The sequence below is a fragment of the Conexibacter woesei DSM 14684 genome, from assembly GCF_000025265.1.
In the GTDB taxonomy this organism is placed as follows: Bacteria; Actinomycetota; Thermoleophilia; order Solirubrobacterales; family Solirubrobacteraceae; genus Conexibacter; species Conexibacter woesei.
Genome location: NC_013739.1, coordinates 6,302,452 through 6,319,889, shown reverse-complemented (window position 1 = coordinate 6,319,889; position 17,438 = coordinate 6,302,452). Strand labels below are relative to the sequence as shown.

Genomic DNA, 17,438 nt, shown 5'->3' with positions numbered 1-17,438 from the left:
AAGGCCGCAGGCCGCGGGTTTTCGCATTCATGCCGGCAGCTCCAGCGTGAAGACGGTGCGGCCGGGGCGCGACTCGACGCCGAGGCGGCCGCGCATGCGCTCGGCCAGCTCGCTCGCGATCGCGAGCCCGAGCCCGGAGCCCTGCTTGTCGTCGGAGGTGTAGAACGGCTCGAAGATCTGCGACAGCGCCTGGCGCTCGATGCCGCGGCCGTGGTCGCGCACCGCCAGGCGCGCGAAGCCGTCGTCGCGCGTCGCCGAGACGACGATGTCGGTCCCCGCCTCGGCGTGGGTCAGTGCATTGTCGATGAGGATGCGCATGATCTGGGCGACGCGGACAGGATCGCAGAGCGCTTCGACCGGCTTGCCCGTGAGGCGCACCTCCAGGTGCGCGTCGCGCTGCGCGAGCACCGGCTCGAACTCGGAGCTGACCGATCGCGCCAGCTCCGACAGGTCGACGGGCTCGGGTCGCAGCTCCAGCGAGCCGGCCTCCAGGCGCGACAGGTCGAGCAGGTCGACGGACAGCTTGCGCAGCCGCTCGACCTGCATCCGCACCTGCGCGAGGAAGCGTCTGCGCGTCTCTTCGTCGAGCTCCTCGTCCTCCAGCAGCTCGACGAAGCCGCCGAGCGAGAAGAGCGGCGTGCGCAGCTCGTGCGAGGCGGTCGCGATGAACTGCTTGCGGGCGCGGTCGAGCTGCGCGAGCTGGCGCTGCATGTCGTTGAAGGCGCGGGCGAGCTGGCCCAGCTCGTCGTCGGAGTCGACCGGGATCGGCCGCGAGAAGTCGCCGGCGGCGACCTGCTCGGCGGCCTCCTCCAACCGCTTGACGCGCAGCGCCAGCGCACGCGCGATCAGCCAGCCGGCGAGCACCGCGAGCGCGAGCGCGATCGCGCCGGCGACGAGGATCTGGCCGCGCACGACGTCGACGTTGCCCTCGACGTCGCTCATCGGCGTCGAGTAGACGGCGACGTAGCCGACCGCGCCGTCCGCGGTTCTGATCGGCACCGCGGCGAGCGCGACGGGACCGTCGGTCAGGCTCTCGGTCGCGGTCTCGGTGTCGCCGCTGCGAGCCGCGCGGCTGGCTATCTCGGTGACCGGCAGGCTCGTGTCTCCGTCGACCGAGTCGGCGACCAGCTCGGGGCGCGGCTCGCCGTCGAAGGAGCCGATCCGCATCAGCGCGACGCGCGCGTTCGCGCGCACCCCGGCTCTCCGCACGTACCGCTGAAGTTCCTTGTCGGTGGCCGCCGGGTCGGCCGCCACGTCGCTGATCTCGCCGGCCGTCTGCTGCGCTACGTCACGCAGCTGCGTGACCTTCTCGTCGCGCAGGCGCGACTCCAGCTGCGGCGCGATGTAGAGGTAGAGGACGGCGATCGCGGCGAGCGTGATCGCGAAGAAGAGGAACGCGAGGCGGTTCCGGAGCGAGCGCATGGGAGGCGGTGCGGCGCGGCGGCGCTAGGAGGAGGCGTCCGTGTCGCGGAAGCGGTAGCCGACGCCGCGCACGGTGAAGAGGTATTCGGGCTCCTTCGCGTCGCGCTCGATCTTCTCGCGCAGGTGGCGGATGTGGACGTCGATCGTGCGCGGGTCACGGTAGGCGGAGTCGCCCCAGACGCGAGCGAGCAGCATGTCGCGCGTGAAGACGCGACCGGGGCTGCGGGCGAGCGTGAGCAGGATCTCGAACTCGACGAACGTCGTCGTGATCGCCTCGCCGCGGAGGCTGACGGTCCGCTTGTCGGGGTCGATCCGCAGCTCGTGCACGTCGAGCGAGCCGCCGTCGCGCTCGGCCGAGCGCGACAGCTCCGAGCGCCGCAGCGCCGCCTTCACGCGGCTGCGGAACTCGCGCATCGAGAACGGCTTGGTGATGTAGTCGTCGGCGCCGATCTCCAGCCCGACGACCTTGTCGATCTCCTCGGACTTCGCCGTCAGCATGATGATCGGCACCGAGCTGCGGCTGCGCAGGCGCCGGCAGACCTCCAGCCCGTCCAGCTGTGGCAGCATCACGTCGAGCACGACGAGGTCGAACGGGCGTTCCTCGAAGCGCGCCAGCGCCTCACGCCCGTCGGTCGCCTGCACGACTTCGTAGCCGTCTCTGCGCAGCGGGTACGACAGCAGCGCCTGGATCGACTGCTCGTCGTCCACCAGCAGGATGCGGGTCGATCGCTCGGTCATCGTCCAGCGGGAAGGTTAGTGGGGTGACGCACCGGCGGGAAGCGGGTGAGCGGGAACGGGTGGATAACCTGCCGGTGTGCTCGATCCGCGGATCTACCGCGCGGCGTTCCTCCCGGTCCTCTTCGCTCTGGTGCTCGTCGGCTTCTCGCTGCGCGATCAGCCGCGCGGTGTGACGACGACGCTCGCCCCCGAGGCGTTCGACGGCGACGCCGCCTTCAGGCAGCTCGACCGGCTCGCGACCGCGGCGCCGCAGCGCGAGCCCGGCTCCGCCGGCGACGAGGCCGTGGCGCGCACCGTCGAGCAAGGGCTGAGAACGAGCGGCTTCGACGTCAGCGTGCGGCGCTTCGACGCGCAGACGAGCGTCGGCAAGCGCACGGTCGAGACGGTGATCGGCGAGCGGACCGGCTTCTCCAGCCAGCGGATCCTTGTCGTCGCGCAGCGCGACGCGATCGGCACCGGCGCGCGCGCGCAGCTGTCGGGCACGGCCGCGCTGCTGGAGCTGGCGCGGGTGCTCGGCTCCCGCACGCTCAACCGCACGCTCGTGCTCGCGTCCGTCAGCGGCGGTCCGGCGGCGGCGAAGGAGCTGGCCGAGCACGCCGGCGGCGAGGTCGACGCGGTGATCGTGCTGGGCGATCTCGCCGGCACCCGGACCGTGCGGCCGGTGGTCGTGCCGTGGGCCGACGGTGAGGCGGTCGCGCCGCTGGAGCTGCGCCGCACGGTCGAGACCGCCGTCGCCGCGGAGACCGGCGCCGGCGCCGGCAGAACGCGGCCGTTCCACCAGTTCACGCGGCTCGCCTTCCCGCTCACGCTCGGGCTCCAGGGGCCGTTCAACGGCGCCGGCCTGCCGGCGGTGCTGCTGTCGGTCGGCGGCGAGCGGCCGCCGGCGGCCGACCAGCCCGTCTCGGCCGAGCGGCTGACGACGTTCGGCCGCGCCGCGCTGCGCAGCGTCAGCGCGCTCGACGGCGCCAGAGAGCTGCCGGCGCCGGAGGCCTACATCACGATCGAGAGAAAGCTGCTGCCCGCCGGCCCGATCCGGCTGCTCGCGATCGCGCTGCTGCTGCCGGTGCTGCTCGCGGCCGTCGACGGCTTCGCGCGCGTGCGTCGCCGCCACGAGCCCGTCGGCCGCTGGCTGCGGTGGGTCGGGGTGTGCGCGCTGCCGTTCGTGCTCGCCGTCCTGCTGGTCCGCGTGATGAAGCTGACCGGCCTGCTCGACGCCGCGCCGTCCGTCGGCGGGACCGCTTTCGCGCCGGACGCGATCCCGCGGGACGGCACGGCGCTCGCCGCGCTCGCGGCCGTGTTCGTGCTGCTCGTGCTCGGCTGGTTCGTGCTGCGCCCGCTCGTCGCGCGGCTGCTCGGCGCCGTCGGCGATCCCGCCTCGCCGGGGGCGGCCGCCGCCGTGCTGCTCGTGTTGTGCGCCGTCGCGATCGCGGTCTGGATCGCGAACCCGTACGCCGCGCTCGTGTTGATCCCCGCGCTCCACCTGTGGCTGCTCGCGATCGCGCCCGAGGTGCGTCTGCACCCGCTCGCCGCGCTGGCGCTGTTCGCGCTCGGCCTGGTGCCGCCGCTGCTCGTCGCGTTCGCCTACGCGCGCCAGTTCGGCCTCGACCCGCTCGAGCTGGCGTGGATGGGGCTGCTGCTCGTCGGCGGAGGGTCGGTCGGCCTCGTCGCCGCGCTCGGCTGGGCGATCGTGCTCGGCTGCGCCGGCGCCGTGCTCGCGATCATCGTGCGCGCGTCCGGCGGCGGCCCGGCGGCGGAGCAGCACGTCACCGTGCGCGGGCCGAAGACCTACGCCGGGCCGGGTTCGCTCGGCGGCACCGAGTCGGCGCTGCGCCGTTGAGGCAGGCGCTGTGAGACGACGGGCATACTGAAGCGATGCGGCGCGCCCTGCGGGCACTCTCCACCGTGCTGATCGTGGCCGGCCTGCTGTTGATCGCCGACGCCGCGGTGACGCTCGCGTGGCAGGAGCCGGTCTCCGCGGTGATGGCGCGGATCCAGCAGGACAAGCTGTCGGACAAGCTGCAGCAGATCGAGCAGCAGGCGCCGACGCCGGTGCAGAGACGGGCGCTCGCCAGACTCGGCACGGACAGACGCCGGATCGCCTTCCTCGCGCGGGTCGCGCGGCGCGAGGCGCAGGAGGGCGAGCCGTTCGGCCGGCTGCAGATCCCGCAGATCGGCGCCGACGATGTCGTCGTCAACGGGACCGCGTCGGACGACCTGCGCAAGGGTCCGGGCCACTATCCCGACACGACCTTCCCCGGCCTCGGCGGGACCGTCGCGATCGCAGGGCACCGCACGACGTACGGCGCGCCGTTCCGGAAGGTCGACGAGCTCTCGGCCGGCGACGAGATCGTGCTGGAGATGCCGTACGCCCGCTTCACCTATGCGGTCCAGAAGACGGAGATCGTCGAGCCGACCGACACCTGGGTCACCAGAGACGTCGGCTACGAGCGGCTCGTGCTGTCCGCCTGCCACCCGCTCTACAGCGCCGCTCAGCGCATCATCGTGTTCGCGAAGCTGCGCTCAGTGCAGGAGCGCGGCGCCGCGCTCGAGGCACCGTCTCGCGACGGTGCTGTCGGTTCCTGAAAAAGTGGGTATCAGGAGATCGGGCGGACGTGGCTGGCCGGATGTCCAACCTCGTCCGGTGTTGCTCATGTGCCGAGCCGTGCCTCCCGATACCGCTGCCAAGGACGGGCAACCCTTCGGCAGGCGGCGCCGTGTACGGACCGCATGCGGTGGGCCGCGCCCTGCTCCGAAGCCCCCATGGAAGACATCAGGACAGTGAAGATCAACGACTTGAGAGCCCGCATCGCACGGGCCGACTACGACGTGGACGTCGTCGCCGTCGCCGACGCGTTCGTCACGCGCATGCTCGCCGCGCACGGCGCGCTGCGCCGCGCGGACGTGAAGGAGCTGCTCGGCGACGCCTACGAGGAGATCGGCGGCAGCGGTCAGAAGTCGTGCTCGTAGCCGCGCAGCAGCGCGGCGTCTGAGCCGAAGTCGACCCCGGCGCCGTCCCCCTCCGCCGCCTCGACGGTCCCGATCCACGTGACCGCCGCGGCCGCCTCCGCCGCGGCGCGCCGCTCCGGCGGGACGCAGACGCACAGCTCGTAGTCCTCGCCGGCGGTCGCGGCGAGCGCGGCGGGCGGCTGCCCGAGCGCGGCCGCGACCTCCGCGACGCCGTCCGCGAGCGGCAGCCGGTCGAGCGCCAGCACGAGCCGTCCACCGCTGCGGCGGGCGATGTGGCCGGCGTCGGTCGCGATGCCGTCGGAGATGTCGATCATCGCGCGGGCGCCGGCGGCGGCGAGGGCGCGTCCCTCCGCGATCCGCGGCTGCGGGCGCAGGTGGCGGCGGATCAGCGCGCGTGCGACGTCAGGGTCGAGCCGCGCCGGGCCGACGCGTCCCTCCAGCAACTCCAGCCCGGCGCCCGAACCGCCGAGCGCGCCGGTCACGCCGACGAGGTCGCCCGGGCGGGCTCCGTCGCGGCCGATCAGCTCGTGCTCTGCGTCGGCCCAGCCGACGACGGTGACCGACGCGACGAGCGCGGGGCCGCGCGCGAGATCGCCGCCGGCGATCGTCGTGCCGGTCGCGGCGGCGAGCTGCTGCGCCGCCGCGAACAACTCGCGCAGCGCGGCGTCGTCGAGGCCCGGCGGAAGCACGAGCGCGAGGTACGCCTCACCGGCCTCGGCGCCCATCGCAGCGACGTCGGAGAGTGCGCCGGCGAGGGCGCGGTGGCCGACGTCGGCGAGCGAGGCGGTGCCGTCGCCGCCGTCGAAGCGGAAGTGGACGCCGTCGACCATCGTGTCGACGGACGTGACGGCGTAGGGACGGGCGCGCACGACGGCGGCGTCGTCCCCGATCCAGCGGACGACGCGGTCGTGTTCATCGGCGAGGATCTCGCTCAGCGCTTCGATCAGCGCGAGCTCTCGCATCGTTCAGGAGGCTCCGGCAGGCGCAGCGGCCGCGCCGCCACTCAACGGTGGCGGTAGACGATGCGCGCGCGGTCGAGGTCGTACGGCGACAGCTCGCAGCGCACGCGGTCGCCCGGCAGGATGCGGATCCGGAAGCGGCGCATCTTGCCGGCCACGTGGCCGAGGACGAGATGGCCGTTGTCGAGTCTCACGCGGAACATTGCGTTCGGCAGGGCCTCGACGACCTCGCCTTCGAGCTCGACCTTTTCTTCCTTCGGCAAACCGTGTCCTATCTGGCGTGGGTGGAATGTGGGCAGGCGCATGCAGCGCTGTTGGCGCCCACTCATGAACGGTACCAGCCCCGTGGGGGCCGGCGGGCGGGGGATCAGCCTGGCGCGCCCGCGCCGCCGCCCTCTGTCCCGCCGCCGCTCGGCGTCTGTATGTCCGGGTCGCCCTGGGGCGGCCTGGCATAGGCATCGGGGTTCGGGTTGCCCTCGCCGGTGCCGCCGGTGTCCGTCCCGCCGGTGTCGGTGCCGGTCGTGCCGTCGGTCGAGCCGCCGTCCGACGCGCCGTCGTACGAGTAGTCCTCGTCGTCGTCCGAGCCGGTGCTCGAGTATCTGCCGAAGAAGGAGCTGCCGCTGAACGCGGGCGAGTTGGGCCAGTCCGCGCCGCAGTAGTCGCCCTTCGCGACCGCCATGTAGTCGTGCCAGATCATCGCGGGTATCGTGCCGCCCTGGACGCCGTAGCCGTGGACCGAGTACATCGGCGTCGGCTGCGGGTAGCCGATCCAGACGGCGGTCGACAGTCTCGGCGTGAAGCCGACGAACCAGGCGTCCTTGCTGTCGCTGGTCGTGCCGGTCTTGCCGCCCATCGCGCAGCCGACGTTCGCGTTCGTGCCGGTGCCGGAGGTCGCGTTCATCTCCAGCACACGGCGCGCCTCGGCCGTCTCGGCCTCGCTGAAGGTGCGCTTGCGCTTGACTCTGCCGAGCTCGTCGACCTGGCCGTTGGGCTTCTTGACTCTGAGGATGACCGTCGGCGACATGCGGATCCCGCCGTTCGCGATCGTCGCGTAGGCGCTCGCCATCTCCAGCGGGGAGACGCCGGTCTCCAGGCCGCCGAGCGCCTCGGCGAGGTAGCCGTTCAGTCTCGACGTGACGCCCATGTCGTAGGCGGCCTGACGGACCGCGTCGGGCCCGATGTCGGCGGCGAGCTGCGCGTAGACGGTGTTGTCGGACGTCAGCGTCGCCTTCGTGATGCTCATCGAGCCGCTGTAGGTGTTGCCGAACGTCTTGACCTCGTAGTCGGGGTACTGCGAGTTCCAGCCCGGCGTCAGCAGTCTCGACACGTACGAGGTCGAGTCAGGGTCGATCCCCTTCCTCAGCGCGGCCATCAGCACCATCGTCTTGAAGGTCGAGCCGGGCTGGCGCTGCGCCTGGGCGGCGTAGTTGTAGTTCGTGCCGCCGTCGGAGTCGTCGCCGTACTTGGCCGACGACGCCATCGCGAGGATGTGGCCGTTCGCCGGATCGACGGTGACGATCGCCGCCGACGGGTCGCCCGGGTCGTACAGTCTGCCGGCGATCGCGGCGCGCGCCGCCTCCTGCTTGCGCAGGTCGATCGAGGTGTAGACCCTCAGGCCGCCGGCCCGCACCACCTCGGGGCCGTACTTTCTGATCAGCTCTCTTCTGACCCAGTCGAAGACGAACGGCTCCTTACGCGCCTGGTAGAAGCCGTTTCTCTTGACGCCGAGCGGCGATGCCGCCGCCTCGTCCGCCTCGCTCTGGGTGACGTATCTCGCGTCGACCATCGCCTTGAGCACGTCGGCGCGACGCTTCTCCGCGCCTCTCGGGTTGAGGAACGGGTTGTAGTCCGACGGCGCCTGCGGCAGGCCGGCGAGCAGCGCCGACTCGGCCAGCGTCAGCTTCGACGCGGGCTTGTCGAAGAAGACGCGCGCGGCGGCCTGGATCCCGATCGCCTCCTGGCCTCCGACGGTCCCGAACGGGACGTTGTTGAGGTAGGAGGTGAGGATCCACTCCTTCGAGTGCTGCTTCTCCAGCTCATCGGCGAGCTTCGCCTCGCGGATCTTGCGCTCGAGCGTCTTTCTGAATCTGTTCTCTGGGATGTAGAGGTTGCGCACCAGCTGCATCGTCAGCGTCGATCCGCCCTGCTGCGTGCGGTCCTCGGTGACGTTCTTGACGGCGGCGCGCACGACGCCGACGTAGTCGACGCCGCTGTGCTTGTAGAAGCGGCGGTCCTCGATCGCGACCGTCGCGCGCTTCATCGACAGCGGGATCTCTCCGCTGTCGATCGGCGTCCGCAATATGTCGCCGGCGATGAAGCCGAGGCGCGTGCCGTCGGCGGCGTAGACGGTCGAGATCGCGCCCGCCGGCTTCGCTCGCAGCGTCTGGATGTCCGGCGTGTCGTTGACGACGCTCATCACCCAGCTGGCAGCGGCGATCCCGCCGGCGACCAGGCCGACGAACGCCACCGTGACGATGGCGATGATGGCGCGCCGCAGCGGGCGGCCGTGGTTGCGCTTGCGGCGCTTCTGTCGCTCTCGACGACTCACGGGTCCAGGGAAGACGAGACGCCGCGAATGGCGGCGCCGGTCGAAAAAGGATAGCCAGACGCGGATTTCGGCCTGCCGGCCTCGCCTCCTGCCGCGGCGCTCAGGCTGCAGCGGACGGTGCGAGCAGCCCGTCGCCGCGCAGCGCGCGCAGGGCGTCGGCGCGCAGCCGCGACGCGTGCTGCGGGCGCTCGCGCGGCGGCACCGAGCCGCGCGAGATCGTGTAGCGGACGCCGTCGGGCGTGACCTCCGAGATCCGCGCGACCGGCGTCCCCTCCAGCGCCGCGAGCGCGCTCAGCACGCGGTCGGCGTCGCTGTCGAGCGGCAGCCACAGCTCGACTTCGAGCCCGACCAGCGGCTCGACGATCGTGTCGTTGCGCAGGACGCCGGAGGCGAGCCGCTCGTTCGGGATGAAGAGGCGGTGGCCGTCGCCGCCGCGCACGACGGTGTAGTTGAGGCGCACGTCCTCGACCGTGCCGCTCTCGTCCTCGACGGTGACGCTGTCGCCGATCCGCAGCGGCTGCGCGATCGTCAGCATCACGCCGGCGATCAGGTTCGCCAGCGTCTGCCGCGCCGCGAAGCCGATCACGGCGGCGAGCAGGGCGCTGGAGGCGAGCACCGTCGTCGCGAGCTTGTTGAGACCGTCGAACTGCGCCACCGCCGTCATCACGCCGACGACGAGGATCACGAGCGTCAGCAGCCGCCGCAGGAAGCGCATGCGCGTGTCGACCGCGGCGGTCACGTCGTCGCGCATCACCGCCGCCGCGAGCCGCTGGCCGCGGTGCAGGATCGCCCTGTCGACGACCCACGCGACCGCGACCGAGACCGCTATCGCGACGACCGCGCCGACCCAGGGGTTGTCTTGCAGGAACGTCGCGGCGAGCGGGATGGGAACATCGGGACCGACCATGGACCGCGAGGGTAACGGCAGCATCGGCGAGGCGTGGCGCGCGTTCTGGACCTCGCGCGTCGCGGTCTGGGCCGCCGGCCTGCTCGGCGTGCTCTGGCTCGGCCAGGCACCCGGCGCGGAGACGTTCGACCCGACCGGCGTGACGCGTCCGTTCTCGCGCTTCGCCGATCTGCTGCTGGCGCCGGCCGCGCGCTGGGACGCGGTCTGGTACCTGTCGATCGCCGACGACGGCTACAGCAGCGCCGCCGACCATGCGAAGGCCGCGTTCTACCCCCTCTACCCGCTGCTGGCGAAGGTCGTCGGCTGGCTGTTCGGCTCGGCGCTGCTCGGCGGCCTCGTCGTCTCGCTCGCCTGCTTCTTCGGTGCGCTCGTGCTGCTGCACAAGCTCGCGCGGATCGAGCTGGGCGAGCGCGACGCGCGCACGACGATCCTGCTCGTCGCCTTCTTCCCGTCGGCGTTCTTCTTCTCCGCCGTCTACGCCGAGTCGCTCTTCCTGCTGCTGTCGGTCGGGACCCTCCTGGCGGCGCGGCAGGGGCGTTGGGCGGCGGCCGGCGCGGTCGGGGCGCTGGCGGCGCTGACGCGCAACAGCGGCGTGATCCTGCTGCTGCCGGTGCTGCTGCTGTTCCTCTATGGGCCGCGGGCGGACCGCGAGGCGGCGGGCGGTGGCCCGTGGTGGAAGCCGCGCTACGCGATCACGCCGCAGATCCTCTGGCTCGCCCTGATACCGCTCGGGCTGGTCGCGTTCCTCGTCTACATCGGGATCGTGCTCGGCGACCCGTTCGCGCCGTTCAGCGCGCAGGAGCTGTGGGGCCGTCACCTCGTCCCGCTCGGCGGGATCTGGGACGGCGCGCGCGCGGCGTGGCTGGGGCTGCGCCAGATCGTCCACGGCGAATCGACGCCGGTCTACTTCGGCGAGGCGGGCGGCGACCCGTTCTCCGTCGCGGGGCAGAACCTGATGTTGTTCGGCTTCCTCGTCTTCGCGCTGGTGGCGCTCGTCGGCGCGCTGCGCCGGCTGCCGCTCGCGTACGGCGCCTACGCCCTCGTCGCGCTCGTCACGACGCTCTCCTACCCGGTCGACGCGCAGCCGCTGATGTCGCTGCCGCGCTTCGTGCTCGTGCTGTTCCCGCTGCAGATGTGGCTGGCGCGCTGGCTCGGCGAGCGCGGCGACCGCGGTAGCGAGCGCGCGATCGCGATCAGCGCCGTGCTGCTCGGGCTGATGACGGCGCAGTTCGCGCGCTGGGGGTTTGTGGCATGAGGTGGAAACCTGCGCCCAGAGGGCTTGGTTTCCATTGGGAACGCTCGCCCAGGGGCTCGCCTTCCCGGGACGGAGGTCTCCCGTGAGCGGCAGGCCGCCGCGCGTGTGGCTGCTGGACGCGCTCGGGACGCTGCTGGAGCTGGAGCCGCCGGCCGAGCCGCTGCGGCGCGAGCTGCGCGTGCGCTTCGGCTTCGAGCTGAGCGCGCAGGAGGCGCGCGCGGCGATCAAGGCGGAGATCGAGTACTACCGCGCCCACCACGACGAGGCGTCCGACCGCGCCGCGCTCGCCGTGCTGCGGCGCGGCTCGGCGGAGGCGCTGCGCGCCGCCCTGCCGGCGGGGCGAGGCGCCGAGCGGCTGCCGATCGAGCCGCTGACCGACGCGCTGCTGGCGGCGCTGCGCTTTCGCCCGTTCCCCGAGGTCGCGGACGTGCTGCGACGGGCGCGGAAGCGCGGGATCGGCCTCGTCGTCGTCTCCAACTGGGACGTCTCGCTGCACGACGCGCTCGACGACACCGGCCTGACGCCGCTGCTCAACGGCGCGCTGACGTCGGCCGAGGTCGGCAGCGGCAAGCCCGGCGGAGAGATCTTCGCTCGCGCGCTGGCGCTCGCCGGTGTCGGCGCCGCGGACGCGCTGCACGTCGGCGACAGCGTCGAGCACGACGTCGCCGGGGCGCGCGCGGCAGGGATCGACGTGCGGCTCGTCGTGCGCGACGGCGCCCCGCCGCCCGCTCCGGACCTCGGGATCGCGACCGTCGGCTCGCTGCGCGAGCTGCCGGGGCTCGCCGGCCCGTAATCTGTCAGGGGTGAGCAGCACCCCAACGCCCGGCTCGTCCGGCCTGCCCGAACATCCGGAGCGTCCCGAGGGCATCGCCCCGACCCCGCCGCCGCCGACCTCCGCGGACGCCGGCGACGCGACCGGACCGCGCTTCGTCGCGCCGCGCTCGGAGCCGGTCTCCGACCCGGAGGCGGAGACCGCGTGGCGTCCGTGGATGGCGCCAGCCGCGCTCGTCGTCGCGTTCATGATCGCGCTGTTCGGCCAGCTCGTGATCGCCGCGATCGGCACCGCGTTCGGGATGAGACTCGAGGATCCGACGCCGGCGGTGAACATCCTCGCGACGCTCTTCCAGGACTTCGCGTTCGTCGGCGCGGCGATCTTCTTCGCCAAGACGGTGGGGCCGGTCAGCGCCGCGCAGTTCGGGATCAAGCGCACGCGGCTGTGGCCGGCGATCGGCGCGATGGCGCTGATGATGCTGGCGTTCTACCTGCTGAGCGGCTTGTGGGCGGCGCTGCTGGACATCTCCGACACGGACGAGCTGCCCGACTCCTTCGGCGTCGACGAGAGCACGGTCGCGCTCGTCGCGGTCTGCATACTCGTGACGGTGATCGCGCCGATCGCGGAGGAGGTCCTCTTCCGCGGCTTCTTCTTCGGCGCGCTGCGCAACTGGCGGGGCGTCTGGCCGGCGGCGGTCATCACCGGCCTCGTCTTCGGCGGCATCCACGCCGGCTCCGCCGACGCCGAGTTCCTCGTCCCGCTCGCGCTGCTCGGCTTCCTGCTCTGCGTGCTGCGCTGGAGGACCGGCTCGCTGCTGCCGTGCATCGCCGTGCACGCGATCAACAACTCGATCGCGTTCGGCGTCAACCAGGCCGACTGGAACGCCTGGCAGGTCATCCTGCTGATCATCGGCGCGAACGCGGCCTGCCTGCTGATCTGCTGGCCGCTGCTCGGCCGCGGCGAGCGTCGCGCCGCCGCGGCGGCGCCCTGATGGCTGCCCGCTCCTCTAGGATTCCGCGGCATATGACCGGTCGTACTGCCGTCTCCGCCCTCGCCGCGACGCTCGCGCTTGCCGCGACTCCGGCCGTCGCGTCCGCCCAGGACGCGCCCGTCGAGCCGGTCGTGCCGGCCGCCACCACCGCCACCGTCCCCGCCGACCCCGCCGCCGTCGCGGCGGCTCCGAGATCGGACGCCGACGCGCCGCCGGAGCCGAAGGCGAAGGGGGAGCCGCAGCCGGGCGACAGAAGAAGAGCGGCCGCGCCCCAGGCCGGCGGGCGCATCGGCGTGTGGCTCGACGGCGAGGTGTACCGACTCGGCAGAGAGACGGTGACCGTGCCCGGCAAGGACGTCGAGATCGGCGGGCGGATCGTGCCGTACGTGCCGAACCAGAAGGTCACGATCAGAGTCTGGAACGGCAGCAGACTCGCCAAGCAGGTGACGGTGACGCCGAAGCCGTCCAAGACGAAGCAGACGGCGACGTTCAGCGCCAGATTCACGGCCGGCAAGCCGGGCGAGTTCAGAGTCTTCGCCACCCACGCGAGAACGCCGGAGCAGCGCGAGCTGGCCTCCAAGGCCGCCGCCGTCGACGTCGTCGCGCCGGTCGCCGGCTTCGGAACGCGCAGCGCGTTCGTCGGGATCCTCCAGCAGAAGCTCGCCAAGCTCGGCTACGCGGTCCCGCGCAACGGCGTCTACGACGGCGGCACCGGCCGCGCGATCGAGGCGTACCGCAAGGTCAACGGGATGTCCCGTCTGCAGACGCTCGACGCGGCCGTCGTCGACAAGCTGCTGCGCGGCGTCGGCGGCTTCAAGGTCCGCTATCCGCAGCACGGCCGCCACGTCGAGGCCCACCTCGGCCAGCAGGTGCTCGCGCTGATCGAGAACGGCAAGGTCTACCGCGCGTACACGACCAGCTCTGGCGCGTCGGTCACGCCGACGGTGCTCGGCAACTTCCGCTTCTACTGGAAGCAGCCCGGCGTGAACAACAGAGAGATGGTCCACTCCAGCTACTTCATCCGCGGCTACGCGATACACGGCTACAAGTCGGTTCCGACCTACCCCGCCAGCCACGGCTGCCTGCGGATCCCGATTCCGGACGCGCTGTTCGTCTACAACTGGGTCCGGCTCGGCGATCAGATCGACGTCTACTACTAGTGGCCTTCGTCGAACGACCCTTCGGAGCCGACGAGGCGCGCACGCGCCTGGTCGCCGCGCTGCGTGAGCACGCGCTCGTGATCGGCGAGGTCACGCTCACCAGCGGCATCGTCGCCCAGTACCTGATCGACGCGAAGCGGGCGGTCCTGCTGCCGGAGGCGTTCTTCGCCGCCGGCGTGCTGATCGCCGACCAGGCCGCCGCGCTCGGCGCGACCGCCGTCGGCGGGATGACGATGGGCGCCGACCCGCTCGCCTGCGCCGCGCTCGCCGGCGGCGCCGACGTGAAGGCGTTCTTCGTTCGCAAGGAGACGAAGGACCACGGGCTCGCCCGCCGCGTCGAAGGGCCGCTGCTGACCGCCGATGACCGCTGCCTGATCGTCGAGGACGTCGTCACGACAGGCGGCTCGACGATCCGCGCGATCGAAGCGGTGCGCGCCGAGGGCCATGAGATCTGCGGCGTCGTCGCGATCTGCGACCGCCTCGCCGGCGGCGCCGCCGCGATCGAGGACGCTGCGCAGGCGCCGTACGTCGCGCTCGCGACGATCGACGACGTCTACCCCGAGCGGCCCGACAGAGCCTGAGTGCCTGAGCCCGGCGCCGCCGGGCTCAGCTCACGCCGGCCGCTCGGCGTGCAGCGTGTCGACGACGCGGTCGACGACGCGACCCGCCGGTCTGCCGGGCGAGTGCGCGCTGCGGAAGGCGAGCAGCGTGAAGGTCGCGTCGCCGCGGCGCTGGAGCGCGACCAGCGTGATCGCCTGTCTGACGCCCGTCTGCGCGTAGGTGCCGGTCGCCGTCGCCTGCGCGGCCGGGTACGGCGTCTCCTCCAGCGTCCGCGCCGGCGTCGCGCGCAGCCCTCTGTACCCGCGCAGGCTCTCGATCGCCTCGCCCGCGTAGCGGCGCGGGGCGGCGAGCCTGCCCGGCTCGCTGCGGTCGGCGCCGACCGCGATCGCGAGCGTACGGTCGCGTGAGCTGAGCACGAGCGTCCCGCCGCTGCGACGCGACGACCAGCCCGGCGGCAGGCCGACGCTGAAGCCGGCCTTGGCGTCGCGCACGCGACGCCAGCCGGCGGGCATCTCCGGCTGCGGACCGGCGGGTGCGACCGGCACGTTCGCGGTCGACGCGGTCGGTGGCACCGTGATCGTCTTCGCCTGCCCGCTCTCGTTGCGGCTGCTGAAGACCGTCGCCGTCAGCACGCCCGCGGAGAGCGCGCAGCCGGCGAGCAGCACGGCACGTCGCCCTGACCTCGACATCCCTTCACCCTACGCGCTCCGGCGGCGCTGCGAGCTCTTCCGTCGCGACTTCGCGCGCCGCGGCGCGCACGGCGGCGCGCGCGTCGTCGCCGTCGAGACCGAGTCCCCGCAGCAGGTCGACGGCGGTCGAGCGGACCTGTCCGACGAGCACGCTGACGGAGAGGTTGCCGGTCCGCTCCAGCACGAGCGTGGCGCGTGCGGCGGCGCGCACGGCCGCCGTGCGGGCCACGCCGCTGCGGTCGTCCGGCGAGGTCGCGAGCGCGGCGTCGAAGTCGCGGACGGCGGTCGCGAGGTCGCGCAGCGCGTGGCCGATCCCGGGCGGGACGTGGTCGCCGAGCTGGAGCGCGCGCAGCGCGCCGCGCGCCAGCACGCGCGTGTTGCGGACAGCGTTGTCGAGCTGCGGGTCGGCGTGCGCATACTGCGCCAGCTGGCCGCGCGTGCGCCAGCGGGGCGGCGCGATCCGCGCCGTCTCGCCGGCGGCGAGGACCGCGTGGTGGAACGCGCCGGCCTTGTCGTCGAGCGCGCGAGCGCGTGCGAGCGCCCGCTCAGCTCCCGTGGCGTCGTTCGCGTCGAGCGCGTCGGCGACGTCGTCGAGCGCGCCGGCAAGCTCGTCCAACAGCGGTCGCACCGTGCGGCGAGCGAGCGCGAGCGGGTCGACGGGGAGCAGGATCGACACCGCGATCCCCAGCAGCCCGCCGGTGAACGCGTCGATCATCCGTCCCCAGTAGATCCCCTGGTCGGGCGGCTGCAGCGTCACGACGAGGATCGCGGAGACGGCCGCCTGCGTGACGAGGATCGGGCCTCCGCCGACGAACACCGCGGTCGCCATCGCGAGCGCGATCACCAGCATCAGCTGCCACGTGCCGACGCCGATGCCGGCGATCAACAGGTCGCCGACGGCGATCCCGAGCGTCACGCCGATCATCAGCTCGACCGTGCGGCGACCGCGCTCGACGTACGTCGCGCCGAGGCAGATGATCGCCGAGATCGGTGCGAAGAACGGCCGCTGATGCCCGAACACGTCGGTCGCGATCAGCCACGCGACGCCTGCCGCCAGCGACGCCTGCGCGATCGGCAGCGCGGCGCGGCGGACGTCGTCCAGACGGCTCTGGATCCGCATCTGGCGGTTCGGCGGAAGGAACACGTTCAGAGCATGCCCGGAGCGCGCGAACCGCGTCGTTCGGGGTGGTGGAATGCGCCCTCTGACTACTTGAAAAAGCTCGGATGCCCCGAGCAGGAGTCGAACCTGCGGCCTACTCCTTAGGAGGGAGTCGCTCTATCCAGCTGAGCTACCGGGGCGCGTGGAACAGCGTAATGGTTCAGGAATACGCTGCAAGCCTGTGCTATGGGCCAGGGATGGGGTAGACAGGAGTTGGGCCAGCGCGGGCGAACTGGAAACGCGGTCGGTCGGTTCGGGATGACTGCGATGACACGAGCTACTCAATCGGGAGGCATGGGGCCGGCGGTGGACGCCGGATGAGTCTCGGCGCCCCCGGGCTGCTGCAGGACCCCCGCGCGGAGCTGGGCGGGACCTTCGTCGAGCGCTCGCCGCGGCAGCTGTTCTGGCGCCGGCTGCGTCGCGACCGCGTCGCGATGGCGGCGCTCGTCGTCGTCGTGCTGCTCGTGCTCGTGGCGCTGTTCGCGCCGCTGGTCGTGAAGCTCGCGGGCGCCCCCGGTCCGAACGTGCGCGACAGCGGCGCGCTCGACGAGTTCGGCGCGCCGGCCGGACCGAGCGCCGAGCACCTCTTCGGCGTCGACGACTTCGGCCGCGACGTCTTCTCTCGCACCGTCTACGGCGCGCGCGTCTCGCTCTTCGTCGGGATCGTCGGGACGGCGATCGCGGTCGCGCTCGGTGTCGCGCTCGGCCTCGTCGCCGGCTGGTTCAGCGGCTGGGTCGACACGCTCCTGTCGGGGCTGGTCGACGTGATGCTCGCGTTCCCGGTCCTCCTGCTCGGGCTCGGGATCGCCTCCGCCTGCTCGTTCGGCGACGGCTGCGCCGGCGGCGTGATCGAGCCCGGCCTGCGGACGGTGATGCTGGTGATCGTCGTGGTCGGCTGGACGATGACGGCGCGCCTCGTGCGCGGGCAGGTGCTGTCGCTGCGCGAGCGCGAGTTCGTCGACGCCGCGCGGGCGATGGGCGCCTCGGATCGCTACATCCTGCTGCGTGAGATCCTTCCGAATCTCGTCGTCCCGATCATCGTCTACTCAAGTCTGATGGTCCCGCAGACGATCCTGTTCGAAGCGGCGCTGTCGTTCCTGGGCGTCGGGGTGTCACCGTCAACACCGAGCTGGGGCTCGATGATTGCTGACGCAGCACCCAACTTCGATACGCAATGGTGGTACATGGTGTTCCCCGGCGCGGCCCTGCTCGTGACCGTGCTGGCATTCAACCTGCTTGGTGACGGCCTCCAAGACGCACTCGACCCGAAGACTTCACAGTGACGCTCCCCCCGACATTGAAGATGAAAG

Annotated in this window: 17 protein-coding genes and 1 tRNA gene; 9 read left to right on the top strand and 9 right to left on the bottom strand. The window is 72.4% G+C overall.

The genetic code is table 11. The annotated features are described in order from the left end of the window. Nucleotides 1-27: 27 nt before the first annotated feature. Both CWOE_RS29655 and CWOE_RS29650 read right to left on the bottom strand, forming a co-directional pair. A complete protein-coding gene (locus tag CWOE_RS29655) occupies nucleotides 28-1,422 on the bottom strand; it encodes a sensor histidine kinase (protein ID WP_012937357.1) in 1,395 nt (464 codons plus the stop codon). Between the two features lie 24 nt (nucleotides 1,423-1,446). Continuing rightward, nucleotides 1,447-2,160, bottom strand: a complete 714-nt coding sequence (locus tag CWOE_RS29650; RefSeq protein ID WP_012937356.1) for a response regulator transcription factor — start codon at nucleotides 2,158-2,160, stop codon at nucleotides 1,447-1,449. Between the two features lie 76 nt (nucleotides 2,161-2,236). Here CWOE_RS29650 and CWOE_RS29645 point away from each other — a divergent pair, with 76 nt between their 5' ends. The 3 genes from CWOE_RS29645 (at nucleotide 2,237) to CWOE_RS29635 (ending at nucleotide 5,127) form a co-directional block, all read left to right on the top strand. Then, the gene (locus CWOE_RS29645; RefSeq protein ID WP_012937355.1) at nucleotides 2,237-3,997 is read left to right on the top strand and encodes a zinc-binding metallopeptidase family protein; all 1,761 of its coding nucleotides are present in this window, start codon (nucleotides 2,237-2,239) and stop codon (nucleotides 3,995-3,997) included. A gap of 35 nt (nucleotides 3,998-4,032) precedes the next feature. Then, entirely contained in the window at nucleotides 4,033-4,743 is a 711-nt protein-coding gene (locus CWOE_RS31765; protein ID WP_012937354.1) for a class E sortase, read from the top strand. 177 nt (nucleotides 4,744-4,920) lie between these two features. Then, the gene (locus CWOE_RS29635; protein WP_012937353.1) at nucleotides 4,921-5,127 is read left to right on the top strand and encodes a flagellar biosynthesis anti-sigma factor FlgM; all 207 of its coding nucleotides are present in this window, start codon (nucleotides 4,921-4,923) and stop codon (nucleotides 5,125-5,127) included. Here the strand turns inward: CWOE_RS29635 and thiL are convergent. The 4 genes from thiL to CWOE_RS31760 form a co-directional block, all read right to left on the bottom strand. Next, nucleotides 5,109-6,089, bottom strand: a complete 981-nt coding sequence (thiL, locus tag CWOE_RS29630; RefSeq protein ID WP_012937352.1) for a thiamine-phosphate kinase — start codon at nucleotides 6,087-6,089, stop codon at nucleotides 5,109-5,111. The genes CWOE_RS29635 and thiL overlap by 19 nt on opposite strands. A gap of 41 nt (nucleotides 6,090-6,130) precedes the next feature. Further along, nucleotides 6,131-6,349, bottom strand: coding sequence for a translation initiation factor IF-1 (gene infA, locus CWOE_RS29625; RefSeq protein ID WP_012937351.1), 219 nt, complete (start codon nucleotides 6,347-6,349; stop codon nucleotides 6,131-6,133). Nucleotides 6,350-6,453: 104 nt separating this feature from the next. Further along, nucleotides 6,454-8,634 (bottom strand): transglycosylase domain-containing protein, encoded by a 2,181-nt coding sequence (locus CWOE_RS29620; protein WP_012937350.1) that lies wholly within the window; start codon nucleotides 8,632-8,634, stop codon nucleotides 6,454-6,456. Nucleotides 8,635-8,734: 100 nt separating this feature from the next. Next, nucleotides 8,735-9,541 (bottom strand): mechanosensitive ion channel family protein, encoded by an 807-nt coding sequence (locus CWOE_RS31760; RefSeq protein ID WP_012937349.1) that lies wholly within the window; start codon nucleotides 9,539-9,541, stop codon nucleotides 8,735-8,737. Here CWOE_RS31760 and CWOE_RS29610 point away from each other — a divergent pair. The 5 genes from CWOE_RS29610 to CWOE_RS29590 all read left to right on the top strand — a co-directional run bounded on the left by CWOE_RS29610 (nucleotide 9,540) and on the right by CWOE_RS29590 (nucleotide 14,300). Beyond that, entirely contained in the window at nucleotides 9,540-10,796 is a 1,257-nt protein-coding gene (locus CWOE_RS29610; RefSeq protein ID WP_041731170.1) for a mannosyltransferase family protein, read from the top strand. The genes CWOE_RS31760 and CWOE_RS29610 overlap by 2 nt on opposite strands. Before the next feature lie 82 nt (nucleotides 10,797-10,878). Further along, a complete protein-coding gene (locus tag CWOE_RS31755) occupies nucleotides 10,879-11,589 on the top strand; it encodes an HAD family hydrolase (protein ID WP_012937347.1) in 711 nt (236 codons plus the stop codon). Between the two features lie 10 nt (nucleotides 11,590-11,599). Then, nucleotides 11,600-12,559, top strand: a complete 960-nt coding sequence (locus tag CWOE_RS31750; protein WP_012937346.1) for a CPBP family intramembrane glutamic endopeptidase — start codon at nucleotides 11,600-11,602, stop codon at nucleotides 12,557-12,559. A 32-nt stretch (nucleotides 12,560-12,591) separates the two neighbouring features. Then, entirely contained in the window at nucleotides 12,592-13,719 is a 1,128-nt protein-coding gene (locus tag CWOE_RS29595; RefSeq protein ID WP_012937345.1) for a L,D-transpeptidase family protein, read from the top strand. Next, a complete protein-coding gene (locus CWOE_RS29590) occupies nucleotides 13,719-14,300 on the top strand; it encodes an orotate phosphoribosyltransferase (RefSeq protein ID WP_012937344.1) in 582 nt (193 codons plus the stop codon). The genes CWOE_RS29595 and CWOE_RS29590 overlap by 1 nt, the downstream gene beginning before the upstream one ends. A gap of 30 nt (nucleotides 14,301-14,330) precedes the next feature. On the opposite strand, the gene CWOE_RS29585 is transcribed toward CWOE_RS29590, so the two are convergent. The 3 genes from CWOE_RS29585 to CWOE_RS29575 form a co-directional block, all read right to left on the bottom strand. Continuing rightward, the gene (locus CWOE_RS29585; protein ID WP_148261224.1) at nucleotides 14,331-14,969 is read right to left on the bottom strand and encodes a hypothetical protein; all 639 of its coding nucleotides are present in this window, start codon (nucleotides 14,967-14,969) and stop codon (nucleotides 14,331-14,333) included. A 4-nt stretch (nucleotides 14,970-14,973) separates the two neighbouring features. Beyond that, nucleotides 14,974-16,113, bottom strand: coding sequence for an FUSC family protein (locus CWOE_RS29580; protein WP_049793453.1), 1,140 nt, complete (start codon nucleotides 16,111-16,113; stop codon nucleotides 14,974-14,976). 81 nt (nucleotides 16,114-16,194) lie between these two features. After that, nucleotides 16,195-16,268, bottom strand: a tRNA-Arg gene (locus tag CWOE_RS29575). Between the two features lie 177 nt (nucleotides 16,269-16,445). Here CWOE_RS29575 and CWOE_RS29570 point away from each other — a divergent pair. Then, complete coding sequence (locus CWOE_RS29570; RefSeq protein ID WP_012937341.1) at nucleotides 16,446-17,411, top strand: ABC transporter permease; 966 nt, start codon at nucleotides 16,446-16,448, stop codon at nucleotides 17,409-17,411. Nucleotides 17,412-17,438: the final 27 nt, after the last annotated feature.